Annotated in this window: 8 protein-coding genes; 4 read left to right on the top strand and 4 right to left on the bottom strand. The window is 54.7% G+C overall.

What is annotated here, in order from left to right:
• Positions 1–14: 14 nt before the first annotated feature.
• From NDK47_RS21835 to NDK47_RS21820, 4 genes are all read left to right on the top strand, one after another.
• Positions 15–1,817 carry an ABC transporter ATP-binding protein gene (locus NDK47_RS21835; protein ID WP_251871851.1) on the top strand — a complete coding sequence of 601 codons (1,803 nt, stop codon included), beginning with the start codon at positions 15–17 and terminating at the stop codon, positions 1,815–1,817.
• Between the two features lie 21 nt (positions 1,818–1,838).
• Positions 1,839–3,047, top strand: coding sequence for an MFS transporter (locus NDK47_RS21830; protein ID WP_251871850.1), 1,209 nt, complete (start codon positions 1,839–1,841; stop codon positions 3,045–3,047).
• A gap of 141 nt (positions 3,048–3,188) precedes the next feature.
• Entirely contained in the window at positions 3,189–4,604 is a 1,416-nt protein-coding gene (locus NDK47_RS21825) for an MFS transporter (RefSeq protein ID WP_251871849.1), read from the top strand.
• On the top strand, positions 4,573–4,809 hold the full coding sequence (locus tag NDK47_RS21820; RefSeq protein WP_251871848.1) for a hypothetical protein: 237 nt from the start codon (positions 4,573–4,575) through the stop codon (positions 4,807–4,809). The genes NDK47_RS21825 and NDK47_RS21820 overlap by 32 nt, the downstream gene beginning before the upstream one ends.
• Before the next feature lie 102 nt (positions 4,810–4,911).
• On the opposite strand, the gene NDK47_RS21815 is transcribed toward NDK47_RS21820, so the two are convergent.
• From NDK47_RS21815 to NDK47_RS21800, 4 genes are all read right to left on the bottom strand, one after another.
• Positions 4,912–5,763, bottom strand: a complete 852-nt coding sequence (locus tag NDK47_RS21815; protein ID WP_251871847.1) for an NAD(P)-dependent oxidoreductase — start codon at positions 5,761–5,763, stop codon at positions 4,912–4,914.
• Positions 5,764–5,959: 196 nt separating this feature from the next.
• Complete coding sequence (locus NDK47_RS21810) at positions 5,960–6,793, bottom strand: NAD(P)-binding domain-containing protein (protein WP_251871846.1); 834 nt, start codon at positions 6,791–6,793, stop codon at positions 5,960–5,962.
• A gap of 130 nt (positions 6,794–6,923) precedes the next feature.
• Positions 6,924–7,607 (bottom strand): zinc metallopeptidase, encoded by a 684-nt coding sequence (locus NDK47_RS21805; protein ID WP_251871845.1) that lies wholly within the window; start codon positions 7,605–7,607, stop codon positions 6,924–6,926.
• Positions 7,608–7,851: 244 nt separating this feature from the next.
• Positions 7,852–12,426 (bottom strand): glutamate synthase-related protein, encoded by a 4,575-nt coding sequence (locus NDK47_RS21800; RefSeq protein WP_251871844.1) that lies wholly within the window; start codon positions 12,424–12,426, stop codon positions 7,852–7,854.
• Between the last annotated feature and the right edge of the window lie 25 nt (positions 12,427–12,451).

The following is a 12,451-nucleotide window of genomic DNA, read 5'->3' as shown; positions in this document are numbered from 1 at the left end:
AGGAGTGAGGATTCTTGAGCATCCGTCGTTACTTGAGGTATGTAAGACCGTATTCCAAGCAAATCTTCGGAACGATTTTAATCGGGATTGTCAAATTTTCAATCCCGCTGTTGCTGCCGCTGATCATCAAGTACGTGATTGATGATCTTTTGCCCAGCCCGCTGCCCAAGGAAGAGAAGCTGAAAGACTTGTTCTGGCTGATGGGCGGAGCCTTCTTTGTATTTACTGTAATTCGGGCTCCAGTGGAATACTATCGGCAGTATTTTGCCCAGTGGGTGTCCAGCCGCATTTTGTTTGATATCCGCAATCAACTGTTTGACCACCTGCAGCGGCTCTCCATGCGCTTTTACAACAATCACAAGACAGGGGAGGTCATCTCGCGGGTCATCAACGACGTGGAGTCGACCAAGAGCTTTATCGACACCGGCCTGATGAACTTGTGGCTGGATTTGATCACGATTGGTTTGACGCTTTCCGTCATGCTCTATATGGATTCGGAGCTGACGATCGTCGCGATTCTGGTCTTTCCGCTGTACGGCTTTTCGGTCAAGTATTTTTACAAAAGACTTCGCCAATTGACCCGCGAGCGTTCGGCTGCTCTGGCAAAGCTGCAGGGTCATCTGCATGAGCGGGTCAATGGCATTTCGATGATTCGCAGCTTTGCACTCGAAGAGCATGAGAACAAGGAATTTGCAAAGGAAAATAATCATTTCCTAAAAAAAGCCCTGGCCTTGACGCGCTGGAACGCCAATACCTTTGCCGTTGTCAACACCATCACGGATATTGCCCCCTTGCTGGTCATCGCGTATGCAGGGTATCAGGTGATCAATGAAACGATGACGATTGGGACATTGGTTGCGTTTTATGCCTATTTGGATCGACTGTACACACCCCTGCGTCGTCTGGTCAATTCGTCCACGACATTGACGCAGGCTGTGGCTTCCATGGATCGAATGTTTGAGTTTTTGGATGAAACCTATGATATTACCGACAAACCAAATGCGGGAGTGCTGCCGGTTGATCCGCAGACAGGACGCGTTCGCGGAGAGGTCCGCTTTGAAAACGTCTCGTTCCGTTACCGTGATGAAGGCCCCCTGGTGCTGGAAAAGGTCAATCTCACCATCCACCCGGGAGAGACGGTCGCGATCGTCGGGATGTCCGGGGGAGGAAAGTCTTCCCTGATCAGCCTGCTGCCGCGTTTCTGGGATGTCACCGACGGGCGCATCACGATTGATGGAGTCGATGTTCGCGATCTCAAGCAGCAAAACCTGCGCAGTCATATCGGCATGGTGCTTCAGGACAATATCCTGTTCAGCGAATCAGCACGGGTCAATATCATGATGGGAAATCCAGAGGCTGATGAACAGGCTGTGATGGAAGCGGCGAAGGCAGCCAATGCCCACGATTTCATCATGGGTTTGCCACAGGGATATGACACAGAGCTGGGCGAGCGGGGGGTCAAACTGTCCGGCGGCCAGAAGCAGCGCATTGCCATTGCCCGTGTCTTTTTGCGAGATCCGGGAATTCTGATTCTGGATGAAGCCACCTCAGCGCTTGACCTTGAATCCGAACACATGATTCAGGAGTCGCTGGCCCGTTTGACCAAAGGAAGAACGACGATCATCGTGGCCCACCGCCTCTCGACGATCACCCATGCCGACAAAATTGTGGTGATGAAGGAAGGGCAAATCGTGGAGCAGGGCCGGCACGAGGAATTGTTGGAACAAAGAGGCGTGTATCATCATTTGTGGAATGTTCAGGATTTGGGCACTTCAAGCGAATCCGGAGTAACTAGCGAGGCAGGACTGGATTCGTAAGAAAGAAGGGAGGAGTGGCAAATGGAACCGTGGCGACGCAACCTGTATGTTCTGTGCGGCGCACTGTTTATCGTGATGATGGCAATGAGCATGATCATGCCGTTTCTGCCTTTGTATATTCAACGCGACTTCGGTGTGGAGGACCCGCATCAGGTCACAGCGTGGGCCGGGGTGATTTTCGGTGCGAACTTTTTGACGGCAGGGCTGGTTTCGCCCATCTGGGGCAACCTGGCGGATAAATACGGCCGGAAAATCATGATCTTGCGCTCCGGCTATTTCATGTCAGTGATTATTGCTGCAACCGGCTTTGCCAGTTCTCTGTGGATGCTGCTGGGTCTCAGGCTCTTAAACGGGATGGTAGGCGGGATTATTCCCGCCAGTACCGCGCTCGTCGCCTCTTCCGCACCAAAGGAGCAGATTGGCTGGGCGCAGGGGCTTCTGCAGTCCTTTATTACAGCAGGCTCGATCATGGGTCCGCTGTTTGGCGGATTGCTTGAGCCGCGCATCGGCTTTCGCATGATTTTTGTCGTGACCGGCTCTTTGATTTTGCTGGCTACTTTGATTATTACGTATACCGTCAAAGAGAACTTTGTCCCGCCTCCGGCAAAGGAGAGAACCAGCCTGCGGGATGATTTCCGGATGATCTTTTCGTCCAAAGAGCTGCCGGTGCTCTTTTTTGTCACCGTCATGATCCAGTTTGCGCTGTTCAGCATCATTCCTATCTTGCCGATCTACATTGGCATTCTGTTGGGAAGTGCGGGAAATGTCGCGCTCTGGGCCGGGGTTGTGCAGGCGGCGATGGGGACGGCCAATGTACTGGCAGCCCCGCATCTGGGCCGCTTCGGCGACCGATTTGGCTCGCAAAAAGTGTTGCTCGGCTGTCTGTTGATCGCCGGCATTCTCTTTATCCCGCAGGGCATGGTCTCGGCGGTCTGGCAGTTGGTTCTGCTCCGTTTCCTGCTGGGCTTGTCGCTCGGAGGCTTGCTGCCTTCGGTCAATGCGCTGCTGCGGCGCGCCACCCCTTCTCATATGGTGAGCAGGGTGTATGGCTACAACAACAGCTTCGTCAGCATCGGAAGCATGCTGGGTCCGATGATCGGCGGATTTTTGGCCGGCTATGTGAGTATTAACGGCGTGTTTTATATGACAAGTGCCTTCCTTTTGATCAATGCCGGTTGGGTCTACTTCAGTTATTTCCGGAAAAAGGGAGTCTTGCAAGAAGGTACCTGATCGGGTAAGATAGCGGTACATAACTCGGTACGTGAAAGGAGCATTTGTCCATTGTAAACCTCCTGTCAGCTTGTTCACCCAGACAAAAGTAGAAATATGTACAACACTTTGTTTGGAAGACCGACAGGAGGTTTCTTTGGCATGTTCAAAAAAAGCTTTTGGCTGCTCTTTCTGGGGCAGTCTTTGGCCAATACAGGCGATGTGTTTTATATTGTCGCGGTTATTTCCGCTGTCTACCACTCGACAGGCTCCTCCTTTTACACAGGTGCCGTCCCGATAATGTTTGTCATCGCGCAAACGGTAAGCGGTCTGTTGGCTCCATTCCTGTTTCAGCGCGTGTCTCTGACCCGGGCTTTGCTGTTATCACAAGCAGGGAAGACGATTCTTCTCGGGCTTTTGGCCATTTTTTTAGCGTTTGCGGGCGGTGAGAATCAGCTTTTAAGCGGGCAGGACTTGTCTTTGGTGCTGGGTTTTGTATTTGTGACAGCGTTTTTGGACGGATGGGCGTTGCCCGCGCGCAATGCGCTTGTCCCGGGCTTGGTTTCCCGTGAAGGCTTGGTGAAAGCAAACGGTATGCTGGCCGCATCCGATCAGACTGTTCAATTTGCCGGTTGGGCCGCGGGCGGGCTTTTCGTGGCGTGGCTCGGATATGCTAATGTGCTTTTGGCCACCTTTGGGGCCTTCGTGCTGGCGACTCTCGCCATTTTGCCGCTGGGTAAAGATACGGGCAGCACGGGGCCGGTCAGAGAGCTTGCAGATGAAAAAGAAAACGTGGCAAGAGACGACAAGGCAAAGGGAAGCATGGCAGGAAAGAAAGAGGCAGGATACAGCAGTTGCGAGGCAGGAAAAGCAGGGGCAAGCGACCACGTGGCTGTAGACGGTCTGTCAGCAGTGGTAGACCAAGCCGGGCAGGAACACAGTGGGAAGGAAGCGTGGGCCACTGGCTGGTGGTTAATCTGGAAACGGCGCAGGGTTCGTCTGCTCGTCCTGATGGAGGTGCTGGAAGGCTTGGCAGGCGCTGTGTGGATGGCTGCGATTCTGCTTCCCTATGTGCTGAACATTCTGGGAAAAGGAGAAGAGTGGTGGGGGTACATCAATGCTGCCTATATGCTCGGCGCGATTGCCGGAGGGGCGTTGGTTGTCGCATTGGCCAATCGGATGCGCTCCCGGCTTCCCAATGCAGTTGCTCTTGGGATCCTCGCCAGCGGTTTGATCACCCTTTTGTTTGGTTTCAGCACATGGACATGGGGATCACTTCTGCTCTCTTTTCTCCTGGGGCCGTTTTATCAGATGCAGTTGGTAGCCAAGCAGACGATGATCCAGGAAGAGATTCCGGCCGGCTCTCTGCCGCTGGTTCTCTCGGCAAAAGGGACGCTGGATTCAGTTACCTTTGGCGTGTCGGTACTGCTCATGGGCGGTCTGGCTGACTGGATGGGCGTCCGCTCCGTCTATTTATTCGCCGCCGTTTTACTCGGCCTGGCTGCTGGATTGAGTCTGCTCATGCGAAAATACGGAGGTGTGGTCGTTGCACAGGAAAAGGGAAAACGATTGGCATGAAACCCAACCGACGAAAGCAGAGGTTCTTTCTCCTCCTGCGACTCATCCCATCCTGGAAGAGGCACAGCGGGCAGAAGGGGGCGCACCGCCGAAAAAGGTGGAGCTTGGCACCATGCCCAAATGGCTGCGTGGGTTTGGCTATGGCATCTTTTCGGTTTTTGTGCTGCTTGTGATTCTGTTGATTCTTACCAGCATTCTGCGATGATTGCACGACAGGAAAGCGTGCGAAAGAGCTTCACAAAAGAGCTTCGCTAAAAAAGAGTCACAAAGAAGGCTCCGCCACTGTTGACATGGCGGAGCCATTCTATTATTTTTGGCCGAGAAAACGGAGTATGGCCATCAAATCGAGATCGCCCATGCCTTCCTCCAGGGCTGCGCGATAGCTGGCAGCCGCAGACTCAGCCAGCGGCGAGGAAACACCCGCTTCCCGGGCCAGCCGCAAATCCTTGGTCATGTGCTTCAGCGCAAACGCAGCCGGATAGTCATCCGCCAAAATGGAGGCAGCCTTACCACGAATCAGCGGTGTGCCGACCGCGCTTTCGGAGATGATTGTCAGCATCTGCTCGGCAGAAATGTCCATGCTCCGTGCGAACAGCAGCGTTTCTGCCACACCCTGAACCGTAATGCCAAGCAGCAGATTGATGGCCAGCTTGGCAGAAGTGCCGGCACCATTTTCTCCGAGATGCAGCGCGATTTTCCCCAGCTTGCCTAGCAGAGGCTTGGCCTGCTCAAAATCCTGCTCGTCGCCGCCAACCATGATGACCAGCTTGCCTTCTTTGGCGGGTCCCACGCTGCCGGATACAGGTGCATCGAGAAAACGCAACCCGGCCGACTTGCAGCTTTCCGCAAGAAAACGAGAGGTCTCAGGCGAAATCGTGCTCATATCGACAGCCAATTTCCCCTGCACATTCGCGGAGAGCAAACCATTTGAGCCGGTGTAAATTGCTTTAACTGCCTCATCGTCGCTCACCATCGTAAAGATGACATCGCTGTTTGCGACCAGTTTGTCTATGGTATCTACATAAGTTGCTCCCAGGCTGATTAGCGGTTCTGCTTTTTCTGGCGTGCGGTTCCACACCTGAACTTCATAGCCGGCGGCAAGCAGATTGCTCGCCATGGGAATACCCATATTGCCAAGTCCAATCCATCCGATTTTCACTGTGATTCCTCCTCTTTTGCTACTGGTTCTTGTTTGTTGTATGGCTGCTGGAATTGTTACTGTTTCCGTATCGGATTCGCTGTGTTTCTTATAACGGACTTCCCTTTTGCGACAGCCCCGATTCCTGGTTCATTCCGGAGTCTTCTTGTTTCAAGGTCTATTTCGACACCTGCTTCAATTACTGGACAGCGCTGCTCTATTTACTATCTCCATACCGTTCTTCATGCTGAAGAAGCACTTGCTGCTTGAGGAGCGCGTGTTTTTCCTTCGTCATCAAAAAGAGGTCGTCAAAAGCGTGAGGGAGCGTCCGTCCCAAAACGGTAAGGCCTTCCTGTGTGATCCCGCCTTTTGTCGCCACTCGTTCGATCAGTTGATCAAATGAGAGCCCCTCGTTCTCAAGCAGCCGCGAAGTTCCGGCCAGTGTTTCCACGAGCATTCGCCGCGCGGTGTCAATCTCCAGCTCCGGGGAGCGACGGACGGCAGCCTGGGCAAACTCTTCCAAAATGCCAGCAATCAGACCGGGGGCACTGCTGGTCAGAATGGTAGCGGTCTCGATCGTTTCCTCGCTCACCTCTTCCGCTGTCCCGATGGCTTCCAGCAAGCGTGAGAGCGCAGCATGCTGCTCCGGACTGACTCGCGGGTTATCAACTAATAGCGAGACTCCGCGCAGCTCTTCTGAAGTAACGGTAGGGATGACTTTGCTGATCGCTCCGGTATGTATGCTCTCCAAATCCGGCAAACTGACACCTGCAGCTACAGAAACAAGATGAACGCCAGATGGCAGCGACAGTTCACGCAGGACGGGCAGCACATCCAAAGGCTTCGTGCAGATAAAGAGCAGGTCAGCTTTCTCACAGACGATCTGGGGCGTCTCCGCCAACTGAAAAGGATACCTTTGCTGAAGGGGTGCAGCCTTTTCCCTGGTGCGGTTGTAAACGATGAGGTCTTGCGGGGAGATGATGCCGCTTTTGCACAGCCCTTTGACCAGCATTTGTCCCATGTTTCCTAGTCCGATAATTCCGATAGTCATAGTGGAGATCCCTCCTCTCTTTCCACTATATCAAAAGAAATGGAAAAAGGTACAGCCCCGGATAGGGAACTGTACCTGGTATCGCGATTTATCAGCAGTTACTGCTGTGGTTCTTTGCGATCGAGCTTCTTTATTCGTCGCGGGAGCTGTTAAAGATCATGATGTACTTGATCAGCTCCAGCATGGAAATCAGGGCTGCAGCTACGTACGTGAGAGCTGCCGCGCCGAGCACCTTGTTGACGCAGCCCTCTTCGTTGTTGCGGATAAAGCCCATTTTCACCATCATGGTTTTGGCACGGCTGCTGGCGTTGAACTCAACCGGCAGGGTGATCAGCTGGAAGGCAACGGCTGCGGAGAAGAACACAATCCCCAGCAGCAGCAGGTTGGCAGCGTGGAAAAACCAACCGGCCAACAGCAGCAAAGGCGCAACCCCGGAGGTAAAGTTCACGATCGGGAAAATGCGGTGACGAGCGACCAGCATCGGATAGGATACTTTGTGCTGCACGGCGTGCCCAACCTCGTGACAAGCTACAGAAATGGCAGAAATCGAGCTGCCCATATAGACGGGATCAGACAGGCGCACGACGCGGGAAATCGGGTCGTAATGGTCTGTCAGCGTGCCCGGGATATGTTCGACAGGAACATTGGTCAAGCCGTTTGCATCCAGCATGCGGCGAGCGGCTTCTGCACCGGTAAGTCCGGAGGAAGCAGGCACATCCGCGTAGCGGTTAAAGGTACCCTTGACGCGAAATTGAGCCCACAGCGACAAGCCAAAGGCGATGATGATCAAAAAATCCATGGGGTGAAAAAACATGAGAAACCACTCCTCGTTCTCTCATTTATTAGGGAATGAATCCAAGCATACGACCTATTGTGTCCTACAACTATGTCTACGATCATGTTTGCTGGCAGTTTCATATTTCTCTGATTGTATTGTACAATCTCTGACCAACTTTGACAATATAAATGGATGCTTATATATGAAAAAAAATGAAACTCTCCCCGGTTCGGGAAGAGTTCAGGAAAGAAAGCATGCTTTTGTAGTACTTTGAAGTGCTTTACTCTGTGGAAACAGACGGATCGGCCTGCTCCTTTTTCGGCGAAATCATCAGGAAATGAGCTTCGGGCTCTTCAATCAGCCCGTGGATGCGGCTGGCCATCTCGAACTGTTCGGTAGCCAGCAGCTCTTCCTTGTAAGCAGTGAGCAGCTCGCGGACATCGCGGGTGCCCGTCTCGTTCAGCCGATGCAAAAATACCTTGGCGCCTTTGGCGATTCGCCGCTCCAGTGCTGCACGGTCAAAGCCCAGCTCAGGCTGCTGGCGGATATAGATCACGCCTCCGGTCATTCCGGCGCAAATCCACGGACCAGGATCGCCCAGCACCACGGCACGTCCGTTTGTCATGTATTCAAAAGCAAAGCCCTTCAGGTTGGCCCGGGCAGCGATACCGCCAGCCTGATCATTGAGCGGCTGGGTGATTTCCCCGCCAAAGACCACATCGGCGCCGGAGAGGCGGATGCAAGCGCGAGAGTCAGCGTTGCCTTGCACCAGGAACAAGCCTTTTTGCGCTCCGTAGCAAAAGCTTTTGCCCACAGAGCCGTTGAGATAGGTTCCTCTCGCGCCCTTTGCCTTGAGGATGGAGACGCGGCCGCCAAAGCCTGTTTTCCCGACGCCGTCCTGTGCACCGCCCTCGACGCGAATATTGACACCACGGGCATTGTAGGCAGCCAGCCCGTTTCCGGGGATGCTGCCTTGGGTAAAGTGGAGCGACACCTCCGGGAGCGAAGCGTAGCTGCCATCCAGATGCTGCTTGACCCGTGCGCCTGACCAGCGGCTGCCCAATACCCGTTCACCGGAAAGGATACTGGCGAAGGTTTCGTGAATTGCATCATCGGGCTGGTAGTAACGATCATCAGCCAGGGCCGTGGCGAGTGTTCCCGCGTCCGCTTCTCCAGTAAGAGCCGCCGCGCCTGCTGTCACCACTACCCGATGCTCTTCAACAGCACCGGTGCCAGTGGCAGGCGTATGGCGCGTAAACAGCGGGTGAAGGGCCAGCAAAGAGGCGAGATCTACGCGTTCCAGCAGCCGGCTTTGGACCAGCAGATCGGAGCGGCCTACCAGCTCCTGTGTCCGGGAAAAGCCAAGAGCGGCGGTCAAACGCCTTACTTCCTCGGCAAGCAGGGTGAAAAAGTTTTTCAGACCGCCTACAGCCCTGTCCAGCTCGCGAGGAACAAAGCGGCGCAGCCCCTTTTCATGGGCCTCCTCCAGAGAGTCGATCTGGGTAGCGATCCCGACGTGGCAGGTGTCAAGATGGCAGCCGCGGCAGGTCGTGCAGCCGACCGCAATCATTGCCAAGGTGCCAAAGCCGACCCGGTTGGCTCCGAGCAGCATCAGCTTGACGACGTCAACGGCGCTTTTCACCCCGCCATCTGCCCACAGCTCAACCTGATCGCGCAGTCCTGCTTCCAAAAGGGCGTTATGCGCGGTCTTTACGCCAATTTCGGCCGGCAGTCCCACATGCTGGAGCGCGTGGACGCGAGCCGCTCCGGTACCTCCATCAAAGCCGGAGAGCGTGATAAAATCAGCGCCAGCCTTGGCAATTCCGACGGCAATCGTACCGATCCCCGGCACAATGGGCACTTTGACGCATACCTTTGCTTCGTGATTGGCTGTTTTCAGCTCCGTGATCATCTGGGCCAAATCCTCAATGGAATAAATATCGTGGTTGTTGGACGGTGAAATCAGGTCGGAGCCGATGGTGGCATTCCGCGCAGCCGCAATCTTGGCGGTCACTTTGGAGCCGGGCAGATGTCCGCCTTCACCAGGCTTGGCCCCTTGCCCGATTTTGATTTCCAGGATGTCTGCGGCATTGGCCAGCTCGATATTGATGCCAAAGCGGCCGGATGCAACCTGGATGCCCCGGGTTTTCCGGTAACGGCCCAGCATGTCTTTGATCTCCCCGCCCTCGCCGTTCATGCTGATCATGTTCAACTGATCGGCTGCTTCGGCATAGGCGCGGAAAGCCGTTTCGTTTTGCGAACCAAAGGACATGGAGGAGATTAAAAATGGCAGCGAGTGATCTCCCACACTGATATCCACCTGTCCTGCCGTTTCCGGCAGCGGCTTTTCCGCCCAGGCAAAATCGGTCAGATGGCGCAGCGCGATCGGGTTTTCCCGCTCGTTTTCCTCCAGCTTCTGGGCGTAGTCGGCATAGGGAATGTCACCCGCCGCCACCTGGCCGATCAGCTTCCACAGACGCGGGAAGATGTGAAAGGTTTTGGCTTCCCGCGCAGATTCACTGGTGTAGTCGTGATAACGTCTGATACTGTCCGCCTCCAGCTCGGCAAAGGACAGACCAGAACGGGCAGAACCACAGAAATTGACGATGGAAAGAGCGGCAGCCACTTCATCATTCAGACCGATGGAGGCAAACAGGCGCCCGTAGCCGCGCAGCTCGTGGATGCCGATGGTCGAGGTGACCTTTTCCAATCCTTTGTTCAAGGCACTGTACAAATTGATGGCCGACTCGGCTGCGCTCTTGGCAGATGCCGCAGCAAACATCAGGTAAGGGGAGATCGCATCTGCCCCCATACCGACCGCCAGCGCCAGGTCGTGCAGCGAACGGATCGAGCCGGAGCGAAGCACCAGGGAAGCACGGCGGCGGAGGTTATCTCCGTCCTCTGCAAAAGCAGACTTGAGCGCCTGGTCAGCAGCGGCCGTTGCCAAAAGCGGATCGATCCAGTAGCGATCCCCCCGGTGAGCATCGGTATCGTCCAGCACGACCAGAACCGCGCCGTTTTTCACAGCCTTCGTGACTTCCTGCTGCAAACGGTTCAGTCCTGTTTTCAGCCCTTCTTCTTTGGAAAAAGAGGTAGAAACAACCGAGATGCTGGCAGGATGATTATGCAGATAGTGGATGACCTGCTCCAGGGATAACGTGCCTTGCTGTTGGGCCGCTTTCTGAAGCGTTTGGCCTTCGACGAGCACTGGCGATGGCAGTTCCAGACGAAGCCCTTGGACGGGATGTGCGGAGAGCGGGACGCGCGAACCGATCACGACACGGGTAGAGAAATGCTCTATCTCCCGGTCGCGGTCGATGGCCGGATTGGTGACGACGGCGACGCTCTCTTTGATGTAGTCGGCAAGGTTTTGTCGCTCTTTTGACAAAGCGGCCAAAGGTCCGTCGTGACCCAGTGAACGGATGGGTTCGGCTCCGTTGGCAGACATCTGTTCCACGAGCTGGATTTGCTCCCGATCCCAGCCGTAGGCGCTGTATACCGAGGAGGCAGGGGGCTCCATATCCGGTTCGAAGACGAGCGGCCCTGTCTGGTAGGCAAAATGGAGATGCTGCCGCCAGCCGTCGGTTGCTGTTTTCTGGGTGAAGCGGTCATAGACAAGCTGTTGCAGTTTGTGGTGAGGTACAACTTCCACATCGCGATCGGGATGGAGCAGGACGCCCACTTTTTCTCCGGGGGCCAGTGACTTTGGTTCGGATGCCATCTGGTGGACCGGGATCACTCCCTGCTCGGAGGAGAGGTAGAAGGACGCAGTGCTTTCCACCATCCACAGCGGACGGAGCCCCAGCGCGTCGACGCTGAACAGGCACTCGGATGCATGGCGCGAAACAATCGCCGCCGGTCCCTGGGCAAAATGCCCCCACGCCTGGCGAAGATACGCGTACAAATCCTGCAGATGGGCGGGCAGGTTTTTCATTTCGTGATGGATCGGGGGGAATACGGTTTCCATGGCTTCGAATAGACTGAGCCGATAACGATGGATGAAGGTCTCAAGGGTTCGGTTGAGGTTTTGCGAATCGCTGCCTCCGTCTACCAAGGGAACACCGAGAAGACGAGCTTCTTCCTCCAGCTTGCTGATCGTATTGATTTCACCATTGTGGCCAAGCAGAGAAAAGGGCTGAACACGGAAAAAACTGGAGAGGGTGTTGGTCGAATAGCGGTTGTGACCAATTGTGACCGAAGAGACAAAACGCTCATCTGCCAAATCATGAAAATAGCGGGGCAGGATGGAGGCTGCTCCCAGTACCTTGTAAGCCGTGGTGTACGGACTGAGGGAGGCGACATGAACAGCGTGCGCATGTTCAATGGCGATTTGCAGCTCATACAGTTGCTGGGCGTATGCGTAGCCGGTCAACCCGTCAGCGGAGATGACTGCCAGCTGCCAGAAAAGCGGTTCGTCCTGCTTGCCGTTTTTGCCGAGGAAGTCAGAGGTTACTTGCTGCTGCCTCTCCAACAGGATGGTCATATGGTGCTGGAAAAACAACTGGCGAATCTGCGTCTGTACCTCTTCCAGATTGAGACCCGTGCGCGGAACAAAAAGATGAGCGACGGCAAATTGCTCCGAAAAGGCAAGTCCGTGATCCAGCCCTGCCTGATCGAGATAGGCGGACCAAAGGGCGCGAGGGATGTCCGTCAGGATGCCGCAGCCATCTCCTTCTCCGTCGATAAAACCAGAGCGATGCTCCATCTGAATCAGGGAGCGAATGGTTTCATCGACATTCTGTCTAGTCGGTGTTCCGGTTTTTTCAATCACACATATAATGCCGCAGCTGTCATGCTCCACCGTATGATAGTGTTGGAAATTCTCAATAGCTTGTTTCTGTCGCTGGTTTCTCATGGTTGCGGTCAGACGAACTGACCCT

It is taken from the genome of Brevibacillus ruminantium, from assembly GCF_023746555.1.
Taxonomy (GTDB): domain Bacteria; phylum Bacillota; class Bacilli; order Brevibacillales; family Brevibacillaceae; genus Brevibacillus; species Brevibacillus ruminantium.
This window is presented reverse-complemented; position numbering and strand designations above follow the sequence as displayed.

What these genes read in the sequence shown, in the direction of transcription:
- NDK47_RS21805 (WP_251871845.1), bottom strand. Translation starts at nt 7,607, where the DNA reads ATGTTTTTTCACCCCATGGATTTTTTGATCATCATCGCCTTTGGCTTG.
- NDK47_RS21800 (WP_251871844.1), bottom strand. Translation starts at nt 12,426, where the DNA reads ATGAGAAACCAGCGACAGAAACAAGCTATTGAGAATTTCCAACACTAT.
- NDK47_RS21830 (WP_251871850.1), top strand. Translation starts at nt 1,839, where the DNA reads ATGGAACCGTGGCGACGCAACCTGTATGTTCTGTGCGGCGCACTGTTT.
- NDK47_RS21825 (WP_251871849.1), top strand. Translation starts at nt 3,189, where the DNA reads ATGTTCAAAAAAAGCTTTTGGCTGCTCTTTCTGGGGCAGTCTTTGGCC.
- NDK47_RS21810 (WP_251871846.1), bottom strand. Translation starts at nt 6,793, where the DNA reads ATGACTATCGGAATTATCGGACTAGGAAACATGGGACAAATGCTGGTC.